Raw genomic sequence first — 24,428 nt, forward strand, 5'->3', positions numbered from 1 at the left:
TGCCCCCGCCTTTCCGGCGGCCCCGGTCCGTAGACTGGGCGGCGTGAGCGAGCGCCCCCTGAACGACGACAACAACGACGGCAACGGCGATACCGAACCCGGCGAACCCGGCGAAACCGACCAGTTCGCCGAGATGGTCGAAGCCGAAACCACCCGCGACCCCGACCTGGCCGTGATCGAGGCCGGCAGTCGCACCCTGCGCACCCAAGGCGGGCCCCCGCAGGGCGACGTGCCCACCCGCCCCGAGGACCCCGAGGTGGACCGGGCGCTGCGCGAGGTGGAGGCCGAGCTGGCCGGCCGCTGGGGCGAGACCAAGCTGGACCCGTCGCTGGTGCGCATGGAAGCGCTGATGGACATCCTGGGCCAGCCCCAGCGCTCCTACCCCTCGATCCACATCACCGGCACCAACGGCAAGACCAGCACCGCCCGCATGATCGAGGCCCTGCTGGCCGCCTTCGACCTGCGCACCGGCCGCTACACCAGCCCGCACGTACAGTCGGTCACCGAGCGGATCAGCCTGGACGGCGCTCCCATCTCCGCCGAGCGCTTCATCGAGACGTACCGCGACATCGAGCCGTACGTCCGGATGGTCGACGAGCGCGAGGACTACCGGCTCTCCTTCTTCGAGGTGCTCACCGGCATGGCCTTCGCGGCCTTCGCCGACGCCCCGGTCGACGTCGCCGTCGTCGAGGTGGGCATGGGCGGCACCTGGGACGCGACCAACGTGGTCGACGGCACGGTCGCCGTTATCACGCCGATTGCGCTCGACCACACCGACCGGCTCGGCGAGACGCCCGGCGACATCGCGACCGAGAAGTCCGGGATCATCAAGCCCGACGCCACGGTCGTGCTCGCCCAGCAGCCGGTGGACGCCGCCCAGGTGGTGCTCAAGCACTCGGTCGAGGTGGACGCCACGGTCGCCCGCGAGGGCATGGAGTACGGCGTCACCGGCCGCGAGGTCGCCGTCGGCGGCCAGCTGCTCACCCTGCGCGGCCTGGGCGGCGAGTACCCCGAGGTCTTCCTCCCGCTCTACGGCGCCCACCAGGCGCACAACGCCGCGGTCGCGCTGGCCGCCGTCGAGGCCTTCTTCGGCATCGGCTCGCAGCACGCCCGCACGCTCGACATCGACACCGTCCGCCGCGCCTTCGCCTCGGTCAGCTCGCCGGGCCGGCTGGAGGTCGTGCGCAGCAGCCCCACCGTGGTGCTGGACGCCGCGCACAACCCGGCGGGCGCACGGGCCGCCGCCGAGGGCGTCACCGAGGCGTTCGGGTTCAGCCGCCTCGTCGGCGTCGTCGGCACCAGCGCCGACAAGGACGTACGGGGCCTGCTGGAGGCCTTCGAGCCGATCTTCGCGGAGATCGTCGTCACCCGGAACTCCACCCCCCGCGCCATGGACGTCGACGAGCTGGCGGGCCTGGCGGTCGAGGTCTTCGGCGCCGAGCGGGTGCAGGTCGAACCGCGCCTGGACGACGCCCTGGAGGCGGCGATCACCCTCGCCGAGGAAGAGGGCGAGTACTCGGGCGCCGGGGTGCTGGTGACCGGATCGGTGATCACGGTCGGCGAGGCCCGGCTCCTGCTGGGAAGGGGATGACGTGCGGACGCTGTGCGCAAGCACTCTGATCGGTGAATTCTTCGTCATCGGATTCGCCGGCCTGGTGGCCATGCAGACCTCCGATCTGTCCACCGGCACGGTCTGGGCGGTCAGCGGGACCGCGATGGCCCTGAGCGTGCTGCTGTGCGGCATGCTCACCCGCCCCGGCGGCGTCCAGCTGGGCTGGGCGCTGCAGATCGGCCTGATCGCGAGCGGTTTCGTCGTCCCGATGATGTTCATCCTCGGGATCGTCTTCGCGGGCCTGTGGTGGGCGTCGGTCCACTTCGGCCGCAAGGTCGACGAGGCGAAGGCCCGCTTCGCCGCCCAGGCGGCGGCCTCGGCTGACGCCGCGTAGCCCGGCACCTGTACCCTCTGGCCCACCACACCCGATTGCCGCAAGGAGCCGCAGTATGAGCCAGCGCACCCTCGTCCTCCTCAAGCCGGACTGTGTCCGCCGAGGGCTGGTCGGCGAGATCATCCGCCGGATCGAGCGCAAGGCAGGCTGGACGATCAGCGCGCTGGAGCTGCGCACCCTGGACCGGGCCACCCTCGAACAGCACTACGCCGAGCACGTCGGCCGCGAGTTCTACGAGCCGCTGATGGGCTTCATGGCCTCCGGCCCGGTCGTGGCGATGGTCGTCGAGGGCGAGCGCGTGATCGAGGGCGTCCGGGCGCTCGCGGGTCCGACCGACCCGATCTCGGCCGCTCCCGGTTCCATCAGGGGTGACTTCGGCACCATCACGCGCGAGAACCTCATCCACGCATCGGACTCCGAGGAGTCCGCATTGCGAGAAATCAAGATTTTCTTTCCGGGCCTTGCCTGATACCGGATCAGTCGCACATCTATTCTGATCAGGGGCGGCCGATTTCCTTTCGGCCGCCCCCAGGCATATGCGTGCCGAACGAGGGAACCTCTCACTCCGACACGACGTCACCATTACTGGGGCGGGCTTGCGTTCCGCCGACAATGGCGGAGGAACCCTCGCGCCGCGTTCGAGCGGTCGATACTACGATGAAGCCTCCGCGCCCGCAGCGCACCACCTGCCGACCTCAAGTAAGCAATCGCTCCAGCTGGGAAGGCCAGACGTATCCTCATGGGGAACAACATGTCGTTCATCGGCCGTGACATGGCTGTCGACCTCGGGACCGCCAACACGCTGGTGTACGTCAGAGGCCGCGGGATCGTCCTCAACGAGCCGTCAGTCGTCGCGATCAATACCAACACCGGCGGCATCCTCGCGGTGGGTGCAGAGGCGAAGAAGATGATCGGCCGGACGCCGGGCAACATTGTCGCCGTGCGTCCGCTGAAGGACGGTGTGATCGCGGACTTCGAGATCACCGAGCGGATGCTCCGCTACTTCATCCTCAAAATCCACAAGCGGCGCTGGATGGCCCGCCCCCGGGTCGTCGTCTGCGTGCCCTCCGGCATCACCGGCGTCGAGCGCCGCGCCGTCATCGAGGCCTCCACCCAGGCCGGTGCGCGGCAGGTGCACATCATCGAGGAGCCGATGGCCGCCGCGATCGGCTCCGGCCTGCCCGTCCACGAGGCCACCGGCAACATGGTCGTGGACATCGGCGGCGGCACCACCGAGGTCGCCGTGATCTCCCTCGGCGGCATCGTCACCGCCCAGTCCATCCGCGTCGCGGGCGACGAGCTGGACAATGCGATCATCCAGCACATCAAGAAGGAGTACAGCCTCCTGCTGGGCGAGCGCACCGCCGAACAAATCAAGATCACCATCGGCTCGGCCTACGACCTGGAACAGGACGAGCACACCGAGATCCGCGGCCGCGACCTGGTCAGCGGGCTGCCCAAGACCGTGGTCATCTCGGCCGCCGAGGTCCGCAAAGCCATCGAGGAGCCCGTCAACTCCATCGTCGACGCGGTCAAGACCACCCTCGACAAGTGCCCGCCCGAGCTGTCGGGTGACGTCATGGACCGCGGCATCGTTCTCACGGGCGGCGGCGCGCTGCTGCGCGGCCTCGACGAGCGGCTGCGCCGCGAGACGGGCATGCCCATCCACATCGCCGAGGACCCGCTGGACTCCGTCGCGCTGGGCTCCGGCAAGTGCGTCGAGGAGTTCGAGGCGCTCCAGCAGGTGCTGGACGCCCAGCCCCGCCGGTAGCGGCCGCAAGGCACCGCCGCCCGGTGTCCGGGCCACCGCGAAACAACCTGATATACAGGCAGAACGCTTCCGATGACCGGCGGGACGAGCGGCCGGCCGGTCCGACGAGAAGGGCACGCCGCCGCACGTGAGGGACACACGAGAGAGCCGGCTGCTGCTGGTGCTGCTGGTCGCCGTCGCCTTTGCGCTGATCACGGTGGACATCCGTGGCGGCGAGCGGTCCCCGCTCGACGGCGCCCGGCACGCCGCCGCCTCCGCTTTCGGGCCCGTGGAGAAGGGCGTTGCGGCCGCCGTCGACCCCTTCGGTGACGCGGTCGCGGCCGTCCGGGACTCCGGCGACCGCAGCCGCCGCATCACCGACCTCGAGCGCGAGAACATGGCCCTCAAGCAGCGGCTCGGCAGCGACGACCGCAACCGCGGCCGCGTCCGCGATCTCGACGCCATGCTCAAGACGGCGGGAGCCGGCCAGTACGGCATCAAGGGCGCCCAGGTCATCGCCATAGGAGCAGCCCAGGGCTTCTCGTGGACGGTCACCATCGACATCGGCAGCAACGACGGCGTCCGGCGCGACATGACCGTCCTCAACGGCGACGGCCTCGTCGGCCGGGTCACCACCGTCGCCCCCACCACCGCCACCGTGCTGCTCGCCAGCGACCCCAAGTTCACCGTCGGCACCCGCATGGAGAAGTCGGGCGAGATCGGCTTCGCGGGCGGCCAGGGCGACAACTCCCTGCGCGTGGAACTCCTCAACGGCAAGGCCACCGTGCACCCCGGCGACCGCCTGGTGACCTTCGGCTCCAGCAAGGACAAGCCGTTCGTGCCCGGCGTGCCCGTCGGCGAGGTCGTCCGCGTGGACCCCGCCGGCGGCGGTCTCACCCGCACCCTCCAGGTCCGCCCGTTCGTCGGATTCAGCAAGCTCGACCTCGTCGGCGTCGTCGTCCAGCTGCCCCGCCAGGACCCCCGCGACACCGTCCTGCCGGCCAAACCCGAGGCTCCCAAGCCCGCCCCCACGGTGACTGTCACGGCCACCCCCTCCCCTTCCGCGAGCGCCCAACCCCAGGACTGAACCGATGCGCCTCAACCGGATTCTGCTCTCGACCGCGCTCGTGGTCGTGGCACTCGTCGTCCAGGTGAGCATCTTCGCCCGGCTCCATCTGCCGGGTGCCGTCCCGGACCTGCTACTGCTGGTCGTCGTCGGCCTCGGCCTGGTCTACGGACACACCGCCGGCGCCCTGGTCGGCTTCGGCGCCGGCCTGCTCGCCGACCTCGCCCCGCCCGCCGACCACGCCACCGGGCGCTACGCCCTCGTGCTGTGCGTCGTCGGCTATCTGGTGGGCCTGGCCAAGCCCGACAACGGGCAGCTGCGCTCGGCCACCGTCCCCATGCTGGTCGTCGTCGGCGCCGCCATCGTCTCCACGTTGCTCTACGCGGGCGTCGGCGCCCTCGCCGGCGACACCGCCGCCCGGCATGTCGGCATGACCGGGCTGCTGCTCTCGGCGGCCGCCTACGACCTGCTGCTCGCACCCTTCACCGTGCCGCTGATCATGGCCATCGCCCGGCGCACCGTCGGCGACCCGCTCACCGGGGACGGCACGGCCGTCGCTGCGAGCGGCGACGGTGGCTACGGCCGCACGGCGAGCGCCAGCTTCCGGATCGGCCGGATGAGCCGTACCAGCCGCCTCGGCCGCACCGGACGCCTCGGCCGGCGCAACAGCCTGCTCACGCGCCCCGCCCGGAGGCCGCGCATCAAGGGGGTCAAGCGCCTGTGAGCCCGCACTCCTCCGGGGGCGCCCCCCAGACCGGCCGCACCTCGCGCGTGGCCATCCGGCTGATCGTCATTCAGATCCTGGTCGTCTCGCTGCTGCTCACCCTCGGCGGCCGGCTGTGGTACCTGCAGATCCGCCAGGGCGACACGTACACTGCCGAAGCCGCCGACAACCACATCCAGCAGGTCGTCGCCCCGGCCACCCGCGGCTCCATCCTCGACGCCCGCGGCGTGCCGCTCGCCGACAACGAGACCCGCCTGGTCGTCTCGGCCAACCGCACCGACCTGATGAAGATGAAGGACCGCGGCCGGTCCGTCCTCGCCCGGCTCGCCGGGGTGCTGGGCCTCAGGACCGAGGACGTGACCGCCAAGGTGCGGCTGTGCGACGCCAAGACGCCCAAGCCCTGCTGGGCCGGATCGCCCTACCAGCCCATCCCCATCACCGACGAGGCCACCACCCAGCAGGCCCTGCAGATCCGCGAGCGCGCCGAGGACTTCCCCGGCATCACAGCCGAGCCCACCGCCGTCCGCCGCTACGCGGGCCCCGGCGGCTCCAACACCGCCCAGGTCCTCGGCTACCTCTCGCCCGTCACCGACGACGAGATCACCAAGGCCAAGACCTCCCGCACCCCGCTGATGCGCTCCGACCAGGTGGGCCGCTCCGGGCTGGAGCGGCAGTACGACAGCGAGCTGCGTGGCAAGGCCGGCGTCACCCGCTACGAGGTCGACAACCTCGGCCGCGTCATCGGCAAGGCCAAGAGCGACAAGGCCGTCCCCGGCGCCAACATCGTCACCAGCATCGACGCCCGCGTGCAGGCCATAGCGGAACGGGAACTGGACCAGGCGATGAAGGACGCCCGCAAGGAGATGGACAGGAACACCGGCACCAACTACAAGGCGGACGCCGGTGCGGTCGTGGTGATGGAGTCCAAGACAGGCCGCGTGGTGGCCATGGCCTCCAACCCCACCTACGACCCCAACGCCTGGGTCGGCGGCATCTCCGCCAAGGACTACAAGGCGCTCACCGGCAAGGACTCCGACTACCCGCTGCTCAACCGCGCCATCCAGGGCCAGGCCGCCCCCGGCTCCATCTTCAAGGTCATCTCCGCCACCGCGGCCGTCAACGCCGGCTACGGCTTCAACGACAACTACAACTGCTCCAGCTCGTACAACATCGGCAACCAGGTCTTCAAGAACTTCGAGTCCAAGGGATACGGCCCCATCAACCTGGGCCGCGCGCTGGAGGTCTCCTGCGACACTGTCTTCTACGACCTGGCCTACCGCCAGTGGCAGAAGGACGGCGGCAACAACCCCAAGCACCCGGCCGACTGGTTCTACAAGACCGCCCACCAGTTCGGCCTCGGCAAGGAGACCGGCATCGACCTCCCCAACGAGGTCCGCGGCCGCGTCCCCGACCGCGAGTGGAAGAAGAAGTACTGGGATGCCAACAAGGACACCTGGTGCAAGCAGGGCAAGGAGGACACCAGCTACGCCGGGCTGATCGCCAAGGAGAACTGCGAGTCCGGCATGCGGATGCGCGCCGGTGACTCCGTCAACTACTCCATCGGCCAGGGCGACACCCTCGTCACGCCCATCCAGATGGCCACCATCTACTCGGCCATCAGCAACGGCGGCACCCTCTACAACCCCACCATCGGCAAGGCCGTCGTCAGCCCCGACGGCAAGCAGGTCCGGGACATCCCGCCCACCGCCCACGGCAAGCTGCCCTTCTCCGGCAACACCCGCGACCAGCTCGACGCGGCCCTCGCCGGAGTCGCCTCCGAGGGCACCGCGGCCTGGCGGTTCGAGGGCTGGCCCAAGCAGATCCCCATGCACGCCAAGACGGGCACCGCCGAGGTCTACGGCAAGCAGACCACCTCGTGGTTCGCCACCTACACCTCCGACTACACCGTCATCATGACGATCGCTCAGGGCGGCACCGGCTCCGGCGCCTCCGGCCCCGCCGTCCGCAAGATCTACAACGCCCTCTACGGCGTCGACGACCAGGGCAAGATCGACGAGAAGAAGGCGCTGCTGCCGCACCCCGAGGAGAAGCTCCCCAGGATCGAGAAGGACGGCACCATCGAGGCCCAGCACATCGACCCGCCGCCCTCGCCCTCCGCCTCCCCGTCCCGCAAGGAAGAGGACCAGTGAGCGCCGCCGACGGCTACACCATCCGCCGCTTCACCCCCCAGCGCGGCGCCTGGTCCCGGCTGACCGCCCGCGACTCCGTCGTACGCCGCCTCGACTGGGTGATGCTGTTCGCCGCCCTCGCGCTGTCCGGCATCAGCACCCTGCTCGTCTACTCCGCCACCCGCGGCCGCACCGAGCTCAACCACGGCGACCCGTACTACTTCCTGCTGCGCAACATGCTCAACACCGGCATCGGGCTCGGCATGGCCATCGGCGTGCTCTGGGTCGGCCACCGGTCGCTGCGCGGGGCCGTGCCCATCCTCTACGGCCTCTCGGTGCTCTTCACCCTCGCGGTGCTCACCCCGCTCGGCGCCACCATCAACGGCGCCCGCTCCTGGATCCAGCTCGGCGGCGGCTTCTCCATCCAGCCCTCCGAATTCACCAAGATCACCATCACGCTGATCATGGCGATACTGCTGGCGGGCAAGGTCGACGCGGGGGACCGGCTGCACCCCGACCACCGCACGGTCATGGAGGCCCTGGGCCTGGCCGCGCTGCCGGTGCTGATCATCCTGCTGATGCCGGACCTCGGCTCGGTGATGGTGCTCGTCGTCATCGTCCTCGCCGTGCTGCTGGCCTCCGGCGCCTCCAACCGCTGGATCGCGGGCCTGGTCGGCGCCGGCGTCATCGGCTGCGTCCTCATCTGGCAGCTCGGCGTGCTCGACGAGTACCAGATCAACCGCTTCGCCGCCTTCGCCAACCCCGCCTTCGACCCGGCGGGCGTCGGCTACAACACCAAACAGGCCCGCATCGCCATCGGCTCCGGCGGCCTGAGCGGCTCCGGGCTCTTCCACGGCTCCCAGACCACCGGCCAGTTCGTGCCCGAGCAGCAGACCGACTTCATCTTCACCGTCGCGGGCGAGGAGCTCGGCTTCATCGGCGCCGGGGCGATCATCTTCCTGCTCGGCGTGATCCTCTGGCGCGCCTGCCGCATCGCCCGCGAGTCCACCGAGCTCTACGGCACGATCGTGGCCGCCGGGATAATCGCCTGGTTCGCCTTCCAGTCCTTCGAGAACATCGGCATGACCCTGGGCATCATGCCCGTGACGGGACTGCCCCTGCCCTTTGTCTCCTACGGCGGCTCCTCCATGTTCGCCGCCTGGATCGCCGTCGGCCTGCTCCAGTCGATCAAGGTGCAACGGCCGATGTCCGCCTAGCGGCGCCTGCACGGGGCCGGCCGGGGTCTGCCCTCCGGGCCGCTCGCGCACTAGATTCGGCGACATGGCGGACACCGTGCGGGAAATCGAGCGGAAATACGAAGGCGGAGACGGTACGGGCCAGGTCCGGCTCCCCGACCTCAGCGGGGCCGCGCCCGTCGCGACCGCCGTCGACCGGGGAACGGTGGAGCTGGACGCCGTCTACTACGACACCACCGACCGCCGCCTCCACGCAGCGGGCATCACCCTGCGCCGCCGCACCGGCGGCAGCGACGCCGGGTGGCACCTCAAACTCCCCGTCGCCCCCGGGGTGCGCGACGAGATCCGCACCCCGCTGTCCACCCGCGTACCGGGCACGCTCACCGCACTCGTCCGCGCCCGCACCCGCGGAGCACCGCTGACGCCCCTCGTCCGCATCCGCTCCCGCCGGGACGTATGCCACCTCCTCGACGAAGACGGCACCCTGCTCGCCGAAGCCAGCACGGACGCCGTCACGGCCACACCGATGCGGGGCCACGGCGCCCCCGCCGAGTGGACCGAAGTCGAGGTCGAGCTGGCGCCCGGAACCGACCCCGGCCTCCTCGACGCACTGGAACCCCACCTGCGCGAGGCAGGGCTGCGCCCCTCCGAAGCGCCCTCGAAACTCGCACGCGCCCTGCGCGCGACCGGTATCGAAGAACTCACCGCACCCACGCCGCCCGATGCCGAGCCGGACACCGCCGGCGACCACGTCCTCGCCTACCTGCGCGAACAGGCCGAAGCCCTCGCAACCCTCGACCCCGGCGCCCGCCTCGGCCAGGACGACGCCGTCCACCAGATGCGCGTCGCCACCCGCCGGATACGGGCCGCCCTGCGCACCTACGGCAAGGTCCTCGACCGCCGCGCCACCGCCCCCGTCACCGACGAGCTGCAGTGGCTCGCCACCGAACTCGGCGTCGCCCGGGACCGCGAAGTCCTCGCCGAACGCCTGTGCACCCGGCTCGGCGAAGTGCCGCGCTCCCTCGTCCGCGGTCCCGTCCGCGCCCGGCTGCGCCGCTGGTCGGCCGGGCGGAACAACGGCACCCGCAAACACATCACCGCCGTCCTCGACAGCAAGCGCCACCTCGCCCTGCTCGACGCCCTCGACACCCTCCTCGCCGAACCGCCGCTGCGCCCCGCCGCCGCCCGGCAGCCGGACGCGGTGCTGGCCAAGGCCGTGCTGCGCGAGTACGACCGCCTGGTCACCCGCGTCGAACACGCCCTGGCCGCCGACCCCGGCACCCGCCGCGACGCCGCGCTGCACGACGCCCGCAAGGCCGCCAAGCGGGTCCGCTACGCGGCAGAGGCGGCGACCCCGGCGCTGGGCAAAGAGGCAAAACGATTCGCCGGACAGATGAAGGCGGTCCAGACCCTGCTCGGCGACCACCAGGACAGCGTGATGGCCCGCACGACCCTGCGCGAGATGGCCGCCGCGGCCGACGACGCGGGCGAGCCGACGTTCACCTACGGCCTGCTCTACGGCCGCGAGGAACAGTGCGCGGACCGCACCGAGCGCGAACTGCCCGGAGTCTGGGAGAAGGCCTCCGACAAGCGGTGGCGGCAGGGGCTGGAACCGTGACGGCACCGGGCTCTGCCGCGGGCACGTTACTCTTGAGGGTCACCCCTGCCCGCTCACGAGAGACATTTTTATGCCTGTCGAGTCGGTCGAGTCGGTTTTCCCGCGTCTCGAAGCCCTCCTCCCGCACGTCCAGAAGCCCATCCAGTACGTCGGTGGAGAGCTGAACTCCACCGTCAAGCCGTGGGACGAGTGCGACGTGCGCTGGGCGCTCATGTACCCCGACGCCTACGAGGTCGGGCTGCCCAATCAGGGCGTCATGATCCTCTACGAGGTCCTCAACGAGCGCGAGGGCGTCCTCGCCGAGCGCACCTACAGCGTGTGGCCGGACCTCGAGGCGCTGATGCGCGAGCACGACGTGCCGCAGTTCACAGTGGACTCGCACCGCCCTGTCAAGGCCTTCGACGTCTTCGGGCTGAGCTTCTCCACCGAGCTGGGCTACACCAACATGTTCGCCGCCCTCGACCTCGCCGGCATTCCGCTGGAGGCCAAGGACCGCACGATCGACGACCCGATCGTCCTCGCGGGCGGCCACGCGGCGTTCAACCCCGAGCCGATCGCGGACTTCGTCGACTGCGCCGTCATCGGCGACGGCGAGCAGGCCGTCCTGGAGATCACCGAGATCATCCGGGCCTGGAAGGCGGAGGGCCGCCCCGGCGGCCGCGACGAGGTGCTGCTGCGCCTGGCCCGGACCGGCGGCGTCTACGTCCCGCGCTTCTACGACGTGGAGTACCTGCCGGACGGCCGCATCGCCCGTGTCGTGCCCAACCGCTCCGGCGTGCCGTGGCGGGTGTCCAAGCACACCGTCATGGACCTGGACGAGTGGCCCTACCCCAAGCAGCCGCTCGTCCCGCTCGCCGAGACCGTGCACGAGCGCATGTCCGTCGAGATCTTCCGCGGCTGCACCCGCGGCTGCCGTTTCTGCCAGGCCGGCATGATCACGCGCCCCGTGCGGGAGCGAAGCATCACCGGCATCGGCGAGATGGTGGAGAAGGGCCTCAAGGCGACCGGCTTCGAGGAGGTCGGCCTGCTGTCGCTGTCCTCCGCCGACCACACCGAGATCGGTGACATCGCCAAGGGCCTGGCCGACCGCTACGAAGAGGACAAGATCGGCCTCTCGCTGCCGTCGACCCGGGTGGATGCCTTCAACGTCGACCTCGCGAACGAGCTGACCCGCAACGGCCGCCGTTCCGGTCTGACGTTCGCCCCCGAGGGCGGCTCCGAGCGCATGCGCAAGGTCATCAACAAGATGGTCTCGGAAGAGGACCTGATCCGCACGGTCTCCACGGCCTACGGCAACGGCTGGCGCCAGGTGAAGCTGTACTTCATGTGCGGCCTGCCGACCGAGACCGACGAGGACGTGCTGCAGATCGGCGACATGGCGGTCAACGTCATCGCCGAGGGCCGCAAGGTCTCCGGCCAGAACGACATCCGCTGCACCGTCTCCATCGGCGGCTTCGTGCCCAAGCCCCACACCCCCTTCCAGTGGGCGCCGCAGCTCTCCGCCGAGGAGACCGACGCCCGCCTGGCGAAGCTGCGCGACAAGATCCGCGGCGACAAGAAGTACGGCCGCTCCATCGGCTTCCGCTACCACGACGGCAAGCCCGGCATCGTCGAGGGTCTGCTCTCGCGCGGCGACCGCCGCGTGGGCGCGGTCATCCGCGCCGTGTACGAGGACGGCGGCCGCTTCGACGGCTGGCGCGAGCACTTCTCCTACGACCGCTGGATGAAGTGCGCCGAGCAGACCCTGCCCGAGCAGGGCGTGGACGTCGACTGGTACACCACGCGCGAGCGCACGTACGAGGAGGTCCTGCCCTGGGACCACCTGGACTCCGGTCTGGACAAGGACTGGCTCTGGGAGGACTGGCAGGACGCCCTCGACGAGACCGAGGTCGACGACTGCCGCTGGACGCCGTGCTTCGACTGTGGCGTATGTCCGCAAATGGACACCAGTATCCAGATCGGCCCGACGGGCAAGAAGCTGCTGCCGCTGAGCGTCATCAAATAGCGCCGGCGTTCGAACAGGGGTCCTGCCGGGTTGGCGGGGCCCCTGTTGCACGTACTCTAGGTAGCAGTACGACCGCACTCACGAAGGACTGAAGAACACTGGGCAAGCGACAGCCCGAAGGCCCGCCGCCCGCACCTGCGGTGCAGCGCATTCGTCTGCGTTACACCAAGCGCGGCCGCCTCCGGTTCACCAGCCACCGCGACTTCCAGCGCGCCTTCGAGCGGGCGCTGCGCCGGGCCGAGGTGCCCATGGCGTACTCGGCGGGCTTCACCCCGCACCCCAAGGTGTCGTACGCCAATGCCGCACCCACCGGCACGGGCAGCGAGGCCGAATACCTGGAGATCCAGCTCGCCGAGGCGCGCGACCCCGCGCGGCTGCGCGAGCTGCTCGACGAGTCGCTGCCCGACGGGCTCGACATCGTCGACGCGGTGGAGGTGCACACGCCCTCGTTCGCCGACCGGCTGCAGGCTTCCGTGTGGGAGCTGCGGCTCGACGGCGTCGGGGTGGAGGAGGCCGAGAAGGCCGTCGCGGCCTTCATGGCCGCGGAGACCGTCGAAGTGCAGCGCCGGACGAAAAACGGGTTGCGCAGCTTCGACGCACGTGGAGCGGTGTGCCGACTCGAGGCGCTCGAAGCCCCGGCCGATAGGCCGGGCGACGCTGCCTGTGCGATACTGCGGCTGGTTGTTCGGCATTTGACACCTGCCGTTCGACCCGACGACGTCCTGTCCGGTCTCCGCGCTACGGCCGACCTGGCGCCGCCGGTCCCCGCTGCGGTGACCAGGCTGGCGCAGGGGCTGCTCGATGAGGAGTCCGGCACGGTGACCGATCCGCTCGCGCCCGACCGCGACGCCGCCCCGGCCGCTTCAACCACGGCCGCCGGGCCGAGCGCCGCGCAGCAGGTGCCGGAAGGTCCCGCGTAAGGACGGCCGTCGAATGCGCCGCCGGTCTACCAGGGAGCCACCCGGTCCGGCAGGCGCACTGACCAGGAGACTTTCGCCGGTGCCGTGACATTCGGACCCGGCGAGCGAGACGACAGCTCCCGTGCGGCGACCGCGCCCCGGACGGCGGTACCGCGCTCATCACGCGGACCGGCGGGCCGGAATACGGCGCGGCGCCCGGGAGCGTGACGGGAGAACCGCCCGCATGCTCGAATCCATTGAGCCCACCGAGCCCGGCGCAGCGCAGAGCGCTGCCGGGAACAACAACGCAGACACCAGCCCGAGTGACACGCTGCCGCCGCGGCGCCGTCGCCGGGCGGCGTCCCGCCCGGCCGGACCGCCGGCCGGGATGACCGCGGCGGAGGCCGCGGACCCCGCCGCCGCGGACCCGGCCGACCCCGCGGGGGAGGCCGAGGCCCCCAAGACCCCGGCCCGCCCGCGCCGCCGCACCACGCGCAAGACGGCGGCGCCCGCCGCTGCCGCCCGCCCGGCCGAGGAGGCCGCCGAGGCGCCCGTCGAGGAGCCCGCCGCCGAGGAGACCCCGGCCGCCGCTCCCGCTCGTACGCGTCGTCGTGCCACCCGTAAGGCCACGGCTCCCGCCGGTGCCCCGCAGGCCGCGGAAGAGGTGGCCGAGGCCGCCGCAGAGATCGTGGAGACCGCCGCCGAGGAGCCTGCCGAGGCCCCCGCCCCCGCTCGTACGCGTCGTCGTGCCACCCGTAAGGCCACGGCTCCCGCCGGTGCCCCGCAGGCCGCCGAGCCGGTCGCCGCGCCGCAGCCGGAGATCGAGGAGGCCGAGGAGGCCGAGGAGCCGGTCGTCGAGGAGGCCCCGGCCGCCGCCCCTGCTCGTACGCGCCGTCGCGCCACCCGCAAGGCGACCGCCCCCGCGGGCGCCCCGCAGGCCGCCGAGGTGTCCGAGCCGGCCGCCGCGCCGTCCGAGCCCGTCGCCGCCCCGGAGCCGGTTGCCGAGGAGGCCCCGGCCCCCGCCCCCGCTCGTACGCGTCGCCGTGCCACCCGTAAGGCCACGGCCCCCGCCGGTGCCCCGCAGGCCGCCGAGCCGGTCGCCGAGGCCGCCGTCGAGGCGCCCGCCCCGGAGCCCGCTGTCGAGGAGGCCCCGGCCCGTACGCGCCGTCGTGCCACGCGCAAGGCCACGGCTCCGGCCGGTGCGCCGCGTGCCGCAGAGGCCATCGCCGAGGCCGACGAGGCCGACGAGGCCGTCGAAGAGGCGATCGCGCCCGAGCCGGCCGCCGAGGAGCCCGCCGCCAAGCCGGCTCGTGCACGTCGTCGTGCGACCCGCAAGACCACCGCCGCGGAAGCCGTCGAAGAGGCCGCGCCGGCCGAGCAGCCCGCTCGTGGCCGTCGCCGTGCCGTCGCCGCCGAGGAGCCCGCTGCCGAGGAGACCCCGGCCGCGGCGCCCGCTCGTGGCCGTCGCCGGGCCGTGCGGCCGGCGGTTGCCGTGTTCCAGGCACCGGTGTTCACCGAGCCCATGTTCCAGACGCCGGAGACCGCGGCCGCTGCCGTGGCCGCCGCTGCCGCCGCCGTGGAGGAGCAGCGCGAGGAGGAGCCGGCCGCCGAGGCTGCGCAGCCCGCTGCCGGTGGCCGTCGCCGCCGTCGCCGTCGTGGTGAGCCCGCCGAGGTCGCCGAGCCCGCCGTCGTGACGGTGGAGGAGGAAGAGCCGGAGGCCGCCGCCGAGGAGGCGGAAGCCGTCGCGGAGGACGAGGAGCAGGGCGAGCGTCCCTCGCGCCGTCGTCGCCGTGGTGGCCGTCGCCGCCGTCGTGGCGAGGCCGCCGAGGCCGAGGGCGAGGGCTTCGAGGAGGAAGAGCGCGCCGAGCAGGCCGCGGAGGCCGAGGAGGCCGCCGAGGAAGAGGCGGAGGAGGAGGCCGAGGAGGCCGGCGCGTCCGCTTCCGCGGGCAGCCGTCGCCGTCGTCGCCGCCGTCGCCGCAGCGGCGAGGCCATCGAGGCCGAGCCGTCCGAGGACGAGCCGGAGCGCACGGTCGTCAAGGTCCGCGAGCCGCGCAAGCGCGAGGAGCGCGAGCCGGGCACCGGCTTCGACGAGGTGCAGTCCATCAAGGGCTCGACCCGCATGGAGGCGAAGAAGCAGCGCCGCCGCGAGGGCCGCGAGCAGGGCCGTCGCCGCGTGCCGATCATCACCGAGGCCGAGTTCCTGGCCCGCCGTGAGGCCGTCGAGCGCGTGATGGTCGTCCGCCAGAACGGCGACCGCACCCAGATCGGCGTGCTGGAGGACAACGTCCTCGTCGAGCACTTCGTCAACAAGGAGCAGGCCACCAGCTACGTCGGCAACGTCTACCTGGGCAAGGTCCAGAACGTGCTGCCGTCGATGGAGGCCGCGTTCGTCGACATCGGCAAGGGCCGCAACGCCGTCCTGTACGCCGGTGAGGTCAACTTCGAGGCGCTCGGCATGGGCAACGGCCCGCGCCGCATCGAGACCGCCCTCAAGTCCGGCCAGTCCGTGCTCGTCCAGGTCACCAAGGACCCGATCGGCCACAAGGGCGCCCGCCTGACCAGCCAGGTCTCGCTGCCCGGCCGCTACCTGGTCTACGTGCCCGAGGGCTCGATGACCGGCATCAGCCGCAAGCTGCCCGACACCGAGCGCGCGCGGCTCAAGCAGATCCTCAAGAAGATCGTCCCCGAGGACGCGGGCGTGATCGTGCGCACCGCCGCCGAGGGTGCGAGCGAGGACGAGCTGCGCCGTGACGTCGAGCGGCTGCAGGCGCAGTGGGAGGACATCAAGAAGAAGTCGAAGCAGATCTCGACGAGCGCGCCGAGCCTGCTCTACGGCGAGCCGGACATGACCGTCCGGGTCGTCCGCGACATCTTCAACGAGGACTTCTCCAAGGTCATCGTGAGCGGTGACGACGCCTGGGAGACCATCCACGGCTACGTCTCGCACGTGGCGCCCGATCTGGCCGACCGGCTGCAGAAGTGGACGTCCGAGGTCGACGTCTTCGCCACGTACCGGATCGACGAGCAGCTGTCGAAGGCGCTGGACCGCAAGGTCTGGCTGCCCAGTGGCGGTTCGCTCGTCATCGACCGGACCGAGGCGATGATCGTCGTCGACGTCAACACCGGCAAGTTCACCGGCCAGGGCGGCAACCTGGAGGAGACGGTCACCAGGAACAACCTGGAGGCGGCCGAGGAGATCGTGCGCCAGCTGCGGCTGCGCGACCTCGGCGGCATCATCGTGATCGACTTCATCGACATGGTGCTGGAGTCCAACCGGGACCTGGTGCTGCGCCGTCTGCTGGAGTGCCTGGGCCGGGACCGCACCAAGCACCAGGTCGCCGAGGTGACTTCGCTGGGTCTGGTCCAGATGACCCGCAAGCGGGTGGGCCAGGGCCTGCTGGAGTCCTTCTCCGAGGCGTGCGTGCACTGCAACGGCCGCGGCGTGATCGTCCACATGGAACAGCCGACGACCGTCGGCGGTGGCGGCGGTGGCGGTGGCAAGCGCGGCAAGAAGAAGGGCAAGGCCGCCGTCGAGGCACCCGAGGCCGAGGCCATGCCGGAGATGCCCGAGCTGGAGCCCGTCACGGTGACCGAGGCGGAGCTGGAGCCGTCGGTCGAGGCGGACGAGGAGTGGTTCGGCAGCCCGGCCGAGGCCGAGGCGGCGGCCGCGACCCGTGGCCGTTCGCGGCGCCGGGCGACGCGCAAGGCGTCCGCCCCGGCGGGTGCGCCGAAGGCGGCGGAGCCCGAGGTCGTGGTGGTTTCGGCGCCCGAGCCGGAGCCCGCCGAGGTGGCTGCGCCGGTGGCCGAGCCGGAGCCCGCTCCGGTCGCCGCCGAGGCGCCGGAGGCCGCGGCCCCGGCCCGGCCGCGTCGCCGGGCGGTGCGCCGGGCGTCCGCGCCCGCCGGTTCGCCCACGGCGGCGGAGGAGGCGGCCGTGGTGGTCGTCAGCGCCCCCGCCGCGCAGCCGGAGCCCGAGGCGCCGGCCGAGGAGCCCTCGGTCATGGCCGAGGTGGACGTCGAGCTCGTCGAGGAGGCCGCTCCGGCCAAGAAGACGGTGCGCAAGACGGCCGCCAAGAAGGCCCCGGCGAAGAAGGCGGCGACGGCCAAGAAGGCGGCGGCGAAGAAGACCACCACCGCCAAGAAGGCCACGGCGAAGAAGGCCGCCACCAAGACGGCCACGAAGACGGCCGCCAAGAAGGCACCCGCCAAGAAGACGGCAAAGAAGGCTGCGGCCGCAGAGTCCTCCTCGGAGGCCTGATGGCCGGCCGGAGCGGGTCGGGGACAGCCGCCCCCGACCCGCCCCGGGCCCGGTTTGACCCCCCGGTCAAGGCCCCGTAATCTTGACCGTCGGCGTCTGTTTGACGCCACACCACTGAGCAAACACCTCCCGGTCCGCCGGGAGAGGCCGCTCGTCCACTCGGATCGTCATGGGCTTCGCCCGTGCGAGCGGCTGGCATCAGAGGTCCCGTTTACTAGCGAGAGAGTGAGATCCGCGTGTACGCAGTCGTGCGTAGCGGTGGTCGCCAGCACAAGGTTGCTGTCGGCGACATCGTCGAGGTTGACAAGATTTCCGACGGCAAGGTGGGCGACGCGGTCGAGCTCTCGACGCTGCTCGTCGTCGACGGCGAGTCCGTCACCAGCGACCCGTGGGTCCTGGCGGGCATCAAGGTCCAGGCCGAGATCGTGGACCACCACAAGGGTGCCAAGATCGACATCCTGAAGTACAAGAACAAGACCGGTTACCGCAAGCGCATTGGTCACCGCCAGCAGTACACCGCGCTGAAGATCACCGGCATCCCGACGGCCGCGAAGTAAGTAAGGGACTGAGAACACATGGCACACAAGAAGGGCGCATCGTCCACCCGGAACGGTCGCGACTCCAATGCTCAGCGGCTCGGCGTGAAGCGCTTCGGCGGTCAGCTCGTCAACGCCGGTGAGATCCTCGTCCGCCAGCGCGGCACCCACTTCCACCCGGGCGCCGGTGTCGGCCGCGGCGGCGACGACACCCTGTTCGCGCTGCAGGCCGGTGCGGTGCAGTTCGGCACCCACCGTGGCCGCAAGGTCGTCAACATCGTTCCGGCTGCCTGAATCCAGGCTTCCGTAGAGCGATAGCGAGGGCGGACCTCCCTTCCCCTGCGGGGAAGCGGGTCCGCCCTCGCTGCGTTACAACTGAGACAATCCCGTCTGTATCTGGAGGCACACCGCTATGACCACCTTCGTGGACCGCGTCGAGCTGCACGTCGCCGCGGGTAACGGAGGCCACGGCTGCGCCTCCGTCCACCGTGAGAAGTTCAAGCCGCTCGGCGGCCCCGACGGGGGCAACGGCGGCCGGGGCGGCGACGTGATCCTGGTCGTCGACCAGTCCGTCACCACGCTGCTCGAGTACCACCACAGCCCGCACCGCAAGGCCACCAACGGCAAGCCCGGCGAGGGCGGCAACCGCTCCGGCAAGGACGGTACGGACCTGGTGCTGCCGGTCCCGGACGGCACGGTCATCCTCGACCGGCGCGGCAACGTCCTGGCCGACCTGGTCGGCGAGGGCACCACCTTCATCGCCGCCCAGGGCGGTCGCGGCGGCCTCGGCAACGCCGCGCTGGCCTCGGCCCGCCGCAAGGCGCCGGGCTTTGCGCTGCTGGGCGAGCCGGGCCACTCCCAGGACATCGTCCTGGAGCTCAAGACCGTCGCCGACGTGGCGCTGGTCGGCTACCCGAGCGCGGGCAAGTCCTCGCTGATCTCGGTGCTGTCGGCCGCCAAGCCGAAGATCGCCGACTACCCGTTCACCACGCTGGTGCCGAACCTCGGCGTCGTCACGGCCGGTGCGACCGTCTACACCATCGCCGACGTCCCCGGTCTGATCCCGGGCGCCAGCCAGGGCAAGGGCCTGGGCCTGGAGTTCCTGCGGCACGTCGAGCGCTGCGAGGTGCTGGTGCACGTCCTCGACACGGCGACGCTGGAGTCCGAGCGCGACCCGGTGACCGACCTCGACGTCATCGAGGCCGAGCTGGCGGAGTACGGCGGCCTGGAGAACCGGCCGCGCATCGTCGTCCTCAACAAGGTCGACATCCCCGACGGCCAGGACCTCGCCGACATGATCCGCCCCGACCTGGAGGCCCGCGGCTACCGCGTCTTCGAGGTGTCCGCCGTCTCCCGGCAGGGCCTCAAGGAGCTCTCCTACGCGCTGGCCGGCATCGTCGCCGAGGCGCGTGCCGCCAAGCCGAAGCAGGAGGCGACGCGCATCGTCATCCGGCCCAAGGCCGTGGACGACGCGGGCTTCACGGTCACGCTGGAGGAGGACGGCCTCTACCGCGTGCGCGGCGAGAAGCCGGAGCGCTGGGTGCGCCAGACCGACTTCAACAACGACGAGGCCGTCGGCTACCTCGCCGACCGCCTCAACCGCCTCGGTGTCGAGGACGCGTTGATGAAGGCCGGTGCCCGGGCGGGCGACGGCGTGGCCATCGGCTCCGAGGAGGACGCGGTCGTCTTCGACTGGGAGCCCACGATGGCCGCCGGTGCGGAGATGCTCGGCCGCCGTGGCGAGGACCACCGCTTCGAGGAGCCCCGTCCGGCGGCGCAGCGCCGCCGTGACCGCGAGGCGGAGCGCGATGACGCGCAGGAGGAGTACGAGGGGTTCAACCCGTTCGGGTGATCCCGGCCGGGGGCGCCGCGCGGCGCCCCCGACCACGGCGAAGGCCCCGGAAGTCCAGGACTTCCGGGGCCTTCGCCGTTTGCCTGCCGGGGGCGCTCAGCCGCCCTGGGCGGCCGTTTCCGTGCCGGCCGCGGGGCGCGGGGCGGGGATCTCCGAGGAGCGGGCCTCCATCCGCACCCGGCGCTCGTCGGCCTTCGCGGCCAGCGCCAGCGCCGCCTGGTTGAAGCGGACCAGCGAAGGCGGGTCCGAGGGGCCCAGGAGGTGGACCTTGAGCTCCGCGCGGGCCGTGGCCAGCCGGTCCAGCGACGGGTCGCGGACGGCCGCGAGCAGCGCGGGCACCTCCTGCGCCTCGGGCGCGAGGATCGTGGCGGCGCTGACGGTCGGGAAGTTCGCGCGGAACTCCTCCTCGCCCATCCCGCTGGTGTTGGCGACGGCGTACGGCTTCTCGCTGATCAGGTAGTCGGAGACCACGCTGGAGACGTCGCTGATCAGCAGGTCCGCCTCGTTGAAGCAGCTGAACAGGGCGGGCCGGGCGTCGGTGATGATCTGGTGCTCCCACTCCGGCAGCGAGGCCCAGTAGGCGGCCTCCCAGGCGGCCGTGGCGGCCTCGACGGTCGCCGCGCGGCCCTTCTCCGGGGTGGTCTGCAGCAGCATCCGCTCGACCTCGTCGGCGCTGGCCCGGAAGGTGGAGGTGGTGAGCCGGTCCAGCTCGGTGGTGCGGCGCGCCAGCTCGGCGGCGGCCTCCGGGCCGGGGCGGGTGCCGGTGCGGCCCGTGTTGGCCTCGCGGATCATGGCCTGGATGCGCTCGTTGGCGCGCCCGGCCCGCGGGTCGACGGAGCCCGTCATCGGGTGCGGCTTGTACAGCAGCCGGACCTTGGGGTCGGCGAGCAGGGCCCGCACGATGTTCTCGCCGGCCAGCATCACCGAGGTGTTGCCGGGGTTGCCGTCCCAGCCCTCCCAGGTGGGGGCGTACAGGACGGTGGTGTACTCGCCGGTGGGCGCGCCCTTGTACGGCTGGATGGGGGCCAGCTGCGGGCGGCCGACCTCGACGACGTCCTTGTCGTCGACGCCGATGTCGGCGAGCTGGTAGCGCTCGCGGGCGGCGAGGCCGGCGACCCAGATCTCGTCGTAGGCCTTGGAGTAGGGGTTGCAGCTGGAGAGCTTGTCGCTCTCGCCGTGGTTGGTGAAGGCGTGCTTGATCGACGGCATGCGCAGCACCTGCGAGGTCTTACCGGAGTTCGACGGGTGCAGCATCATCTTGAGCGAGGACTTCTCCAGGGCCATCAGGTGGACGACCTTGGGGATGCAGATGACGGGCACGTCCGTGGCCTCGATCTTCTGCATCATGAAGCGCTCGCGCAGCACGATGACGGGGTTGCCGTCCAGCTCTGCCAGCGTGGAGAGCCACATGTTGGCCTGGTAGGCCGAGGTGGTGCCGCCGGAGAAGTACATGCCGACGGTCGGCCGGTAGTCGGCCAGCCACTTGTCCAGCCAGGCCAGGGCCTGCTGCTCGTTCGTGATGCGCTTCTTGGGCCGCAGCCAGCCGGCCAGGTACACCGTGCCGCCCAGGGCCAGGGCCAGCGCGGCGCCGACGCCGATCTCGGCCCACAGCGTCTTGTGGGTGCCGGCGGTGACCAGCAGGCCCGCGGTGGCCGGGAGGGCGAAGCGCAGCAGCCGTCGGCCGTGCTGGCGGGCCAGCAGGCGCGGCGGGGCGGCGGACAGCCGCAGGCCGGTGGTGTCGACGTTCCGGGTGAGGAACGGCAGCGTACGGGTGCGGCGGACGAGGATGGCCGTGGCCTGGCAGGCCAGGTGGGTGGCGTAGAAGAGCACCAGCCCGACGACCACCGGGGTGTAGCCGCGCAGCGAGCCGTCGCTGTGCAGGCGCAGCAGTCCGATGAGGACGAGCATGTCGCGCAGCAGCTGGCGGACCATGACGTCGAAGCGGATCTTGCCGAGTACGGCGACGAGACCGGGGTCCCGATGCTGCAGGTAGAGGTCGAGCGCGAGGCCCGCCGCCGAGGCGGTGATCAAGAGCGGCACGTTGGGCAGCAGCGCACCGACGAACTGTGTGGTGAAGAACACCAGCATCGCGAGCAGCGCCGCGAGCTGTACGGCTCGGCGGGAGGCTGTTCCGGCAGAAGGCACTGGGCGGGCTCCTGGCAGGAGGGCTAGGGGGTAGGGGACCGGGGCCTGGGGTGGGCAACGGTCGACCACCGACCGTATGACGGTCGCTGGTCCGGGAGCAATCTTCCCTCACGGCAATCGCCACAAAATAGGGTCGAACGACCACAATCGTCAGGCGGTAGATTTGCGGGCCTGACCGGGCACGGCCTCCAGGCACGGCCACCGAGGGCATCGCGATCACAGGGGTGTACGTACGTTGACAGGGGCAGGGGACGCGCAGCAGGTCCGGCGGGAGGTCACGGCCGCCCGCCGGATCGTGGTCAAGGTGGGATCCTCGTCACTCACCACGGCGGTAGGGGGGCTGGACGCCGACCGTGTCGACGCGCTCGTCGACACGCTGGCCAGGGCCGACGGCGAGCGGGAGATCGTGCTGGTCTCCTCCGGCGCCATCGCGGCCGGCCTCGCGCCGCTCGGCCTGGAGGGGCGGCCGAAGGACCTGGCCCGCCAGCAGGCTGCGGCCAGCGTCGGCCAGGGGCTGCTCGTCGCCCGCTACACCGCCTCCTTCGCCCGCTACGGCCGCCGGGTCGGCCAGGTGCTGCTGACCACCGACGACACCAGCCGCCGCGCGCACTACCGCAACGCCCGCCGGACCCTGGACCAGCTGCTGGCCATGGGCGCCGTGCCGGTCGTCAACGAGAACGACACCGTCGCCACGGACGAGATCCGCTTCGGCGACAACGACCGGCTGGCCGCGCTCGTGGCCCACCTGGTCCGGGCCGACCTGCTGGTCCTGCTCTCCGACGTCGACGGCCTCTACGACGGCGACCCCAGCACCCCGGGCACCTCGCGGATCTCCGAGATCACCGGGCCCGAGGACCTGGACGGGATCTCCATCGGCAGCGCCGGCAAGGCCGGGGTGGGCACCGGGGGCATGGTCACCAAGGTCGAGGCTGCCCGGATCGCGGCCGCGGCGGGCATCCCCGTCGTCCTCACCTCCGCCAGCCAGGCCGACGCGGCCCTGCGCGGGCGCCGCACCGGCACCTTCTTCCACCGCACCGGCCGCCGCTCGGCCGACCGGCTGCTCTGGCTCGCCCACGCCTCCACCCCGCGCGGCGCCCTGACGCTGGACGACGGCGCCGTACGGGCCGTCGTCGAGGGCACCGGCTCGCTGCTCCCGGCGGGCATCGCCGGGGTCGAGGGGGAATTCAGCGCGGGCGACCCCGTGGAGCTGCGGGACCCCGCAGGGCGGGCCGTGGCGCGCGGGCTGGTCACCTACGACGCCGCGGAGATCCCGCAGCTGCTGGGCCGCTCCACCCGCGACCTGGCCCGCGAGCTGGGGCCGGGCTACGAGCGCGAGGTCGTGCACCGCGACGATCTGGTCGTGCTGCACCCCTGACGGCCGTCGCCGCCGGTCGCTGCCTCGGGTGCCTGCCTCAGGGCACGCCAAAGCCGTACCGCATTCCTGACGAGCGTTAGCCAGGAGCGAGACCCTCGGGCGGGATATCGCGGTAAGTCCAGCCTTTCCATGAGGCCTTTCCGTAAAACCGTCACGCGGCCGCCCGCAGGCTGGTCAACTTTGAAGGGACGGGGCCGTCGCAGGCGGGCGGCTCCACCGCGGTATCAGCACCACGCGGCCCCGCCGCACGCGAGCGGGGCAGGGATCAACAGGAGGCCGCCGGTGAGACGAGGGCGCCCAGGGGCACTGCCCCGCGGCGGGGGCACCCCCCGAAGGGCTGCGGGGGAGGAGCGCGCGCTGACCAGCGTCACAGCGGGCGACGCGGGGGAGCGGGCACCGGAAGCGGGGGCGGACGAGACGGCGCAGGACGGCGGGGGACGCGGCGCCGGGGCACGCGAGGGCGAGCTCTCGCGGCTGTGGCACATCACCTTGAGCGTCTCGGGCACCGAGGCCCCGCCGACGGAGGTCCGGCGGGCGCTGGAGCAGCTCGCCCACGACCACCCCTTCCTGCTGACCAGCCGCTACGCCACCGACCACGCCGAGATCCGCTACTGGGAGGAGGCCCGCGACCTGCACGATGCCGCGGCCGTCGCCCTGCGGCTGTGGGGCGAGCACCGCTCCACAGCCCGGCTGCCCCCGTGGGAGATCGTCGGCCTGGAGGTCATCGACCGCGAGACCTACCACCAGCGCATCGCGGAGGGCCACGGCCCCTTGCCGGCGACACCGGTCGGGGTCCACCCGTTCTGATGCGCCGACGCGGTACCGCGCCCCGTACGGGGCGCGGGGACGTTACATCATGCGGCTCCGCCGCGTGGGCGCGAGCAACCACAGCCGGCCCGCAGCCGGACACGAAACGCCCAGGCAGGCGTCCC

General features: G+C 71.8%; 18 protein-coding genes. 17 read left to right on the forward strand and 1 reads right to left on the reverse strand.

Going from position 1 to position 24,428, the window contains the following annotated elements; genetic code table 11:
- Positions 1–43 precede the first annotated feature (43 nt).
- The 15 genes from folC (at position 44) to obgE (ending at position 19,976) form a co-directional block, all read left to right on the forward strand.
- Positions 44–1,591: a bifunctional tetrahydrofolate synthase/dihydrofolate synthase gene (gene folC, locus FHS39_RS07330; protein ID WP_425507747.1), complete on the forward strand. Its 1,548-nt coding sequence runs from the start codon at positions 44–46 to the stop codon at positions 1,589–1,591.
- 1 nt (position 1,592) lies between these two features.
- Positions 1,593–1,946 carry a DUF4233 domain-containing protein gene (locus FHS39_RS07335; protein WP_184347481.1) on the forward strand — a complete coding sequence of 118 codons (354 nt, stop codon included), beginning with the start codon at positions 1,593–1,595 and terminating at the stop codon, positions 1,944–1,946.
- Positions 1,947–2,001: 55 nt separating this feature from the next.
- Positions 2,002–2,415, forward strand: a complete 414-nt coding sequence (ndk, locus tag FHS39_RS07340; RefSeq protein ID WP_184347484.1) for a nucleoside-diphosphate kinase — start codon at positions 2,002–2,004, stop codon at positions 2,413–2,415.
- Positions 2,416–2,697: 282 nt separating this feature from the next.
- Positions 2,698–3,717 carry a rod shape-determining protein gene (locus FHS39_RS07345; RefSeq protein ID WP_004950903.1) on the forward strand — a complete coding sequence of 340 codons (1,020 nt, stop codon included), beginning with the start codon at positions 2,698–2,700 and terminating at the stop codon, positions 3,715–3,717.
- A 127-nt stretch (positions 3,718–3,844) separates the two neighbouring features.
- Positions 3,845–4,783: a rod shape-determining protein MreC gene (mreC, locus tag FHS39_RS07350; protein WP_184347486.1), complete on the forward strand. Its 939-nt coding sequence runs from the start codon at positions 3,845–3,847 to the stop codon at positions 4,781–4,783.
- A gap of 4 nt (positions 4,784–4,787) precedes the next feature.
- Positions 4,788–5,486 carry a rod shape-determining protein MreD gene (mreD, locus tag FHS39_RS07355; protein ID WP_184347488.1) on the forward strand — a complete coding sequence of 233 codons (699 nt, stop codon included), beginning with the start codon at positions 4,788–4,790 and terminating at the stop codon, positions 5,484–5,486.
- The gene (mrdA, locus tag FHS39_RS07360) at positions 5,483–7,636 is read left to right on the forward strand and encodes a penicillin-binding protein 2 (RefSeq protein WP_184347490.1); all 2,154 of its coding nucleotides are present in this window, start codon (positions 5,483–5,485) and stop codon (positions 7,634–7,636) included. Before mreD ends, mrdA begins: the two co-directional genes overlap by 4 nt.
- The gene (gene rodA, locus FHS39_RS07365; protein WP_184347493.1) at positions 7,633–8,832 is read left to right on the forward strand and encodes a rod shape-determining protein RodA; all 1,200 of its coding nucleotides are present in this window, start codon (positions 7,633–7,635) and stop codon (positions 8,830–8,832) included. The genes mrdA and rodA overlap by 4 nt, the downstream gene beginning before the upstream one ends.
- Positions 8,833–8,896: 64 nt before the next feature.
- Positions 8,897–10,429: a CYTH and CHAD domain-containing protein gene (locus tag FHS39_RS07370; RefSeq protein WP_184347495.1), complete on the forward strand. Its 1,533-nt coding sequence runs from the start codon at positions 8,897–8,899 to the stop codon at positions 10,427–10,429.
- Positions 10,430–10,499: 70 nt separating this feature from the next.
- Complete coding sequence (locus tag FHS39_RS07375) at positions 10,500–12,434, forward strand: TIGR03960 family B12-binding radical SAM protein (RefSeq protein ID WP_184347497.1); 1,935 nt, start codon at positions 10,500–10,502, stop codon at positions 12,432–12,434.
- Between the two features lie 140 nt (positions 12,435–12,574).
- Positions 12,575–13,354, forward strand: coding sequence for a TIGR03936 family radical SAM-associated protein (locus FHS39_RS07380; RefSeq protein ID WP_184347499.1), 780 nt, complete (start codon positions 12,575–12,577; stop codon positions 13,352–13,354).
- Between the two features lie 223 nt (positions 13,355–13,577).
- Positions 13,578–17,588 (forward strand): Rne/Rng family ribonuclease, encoded by a 4,011-nt coding sequence (locus FHS39_RS07385; RefSeq protein ID WP_184347501.1) that lies wholly within the window; start codon positions 13,578–13,580, stop codon positions 17,586–17,588.
- Positions 17,589–17,824: 236 nt separating this feature from the next.
- A complete protein-coding gene (gene rplU, locus FHS39_RS07390) occupies positions 17,825–18,145 on the forward strand; it encodes a 50S ribosomal protein L21 (protein WP_184347503.1) in 321 nt (106 codons plus the stop codon).
- 18 nt (positions 18,146–18,163) lie between these two features.
- A complete protein-coding gene (gene rpmA / locus FHS39_RS07395) occupies positions 18,164–18,418 on the forward strand; it encodes a 50S ribosomal protein L27 (RefSeq protein ID WP_030201505.1) in 255 nt (84 codons plus the stop codon).
- Between the two features lie 118 nt (positions 18,419–18,536).
- Positions 18,537–19,976 carry a GTPase ObgE gene (gene obgE / locus FHS39_RS07400; protein ID WP_184347505.1) on the forward strand — a complete coding sequence of 480 codons (1,440 nt, stop codon included), beginning with the start codon at positions 18,537–18,539 and terminating at the stop codon, positions 19,974–19,976.
- Between the two features lie 96 nt (positions 19,977–20,072).
- On the opposite strand, the gene FHS39_RS07405 is transcribed toward obgE, so the two are convergent.
- The gene (locus FHS39_RS07405; protein WP_184347507.1) at positions 20,073–22,121 is read right to left on the reverse strand and encodes a hypothetical protein; all 2,049 of its coding nucleotides are present in this window, start codon (positions 22,119–22,121) and stop codon (positions 20,073–20,075) included.
- A gap of 235 nt (positions 22,122–22,356) precedes the next feature.
- Between FHS39_RS07405 and proB the strand changes: the two genes are divergently transcribed.
- Positions 22,357–23,496, forward strand: a complete 1,140-nt coding sequence (proB, locus tag FHS39_RS07410) for a glutamate 5-kinase (RefSeq protein WP_184347509.1) — start codon at positions 22,357–22,359, stop codon at positions 23,494–23,496.
- A 282-nt stretch (positions 23,497–23,778) separates the two neighbouring features.
- On the forward strand, positions 23,779–24,303 hold the full coding sequence (locus FHS39_RS07415; protein ID WP_184347512.1) for a hypothetical protein: 525 nt from the start codon (positions 23,779–23,781) through the stop codon (positions 24,301–24,303).
- Positions 24,304–24,428 lie beyond the last annotated feature (125 nt).

Source organism: Streptomyces olivoverticillatus (genome assembly GCF_014203555.1).
Taxonomy (GTDB): Bacteria; Actinomycetota; Actinomycetes; order Streptomycetales; family Streptomycetaceae; genus Streptomyces; species Streptomyces olivoverticillatus.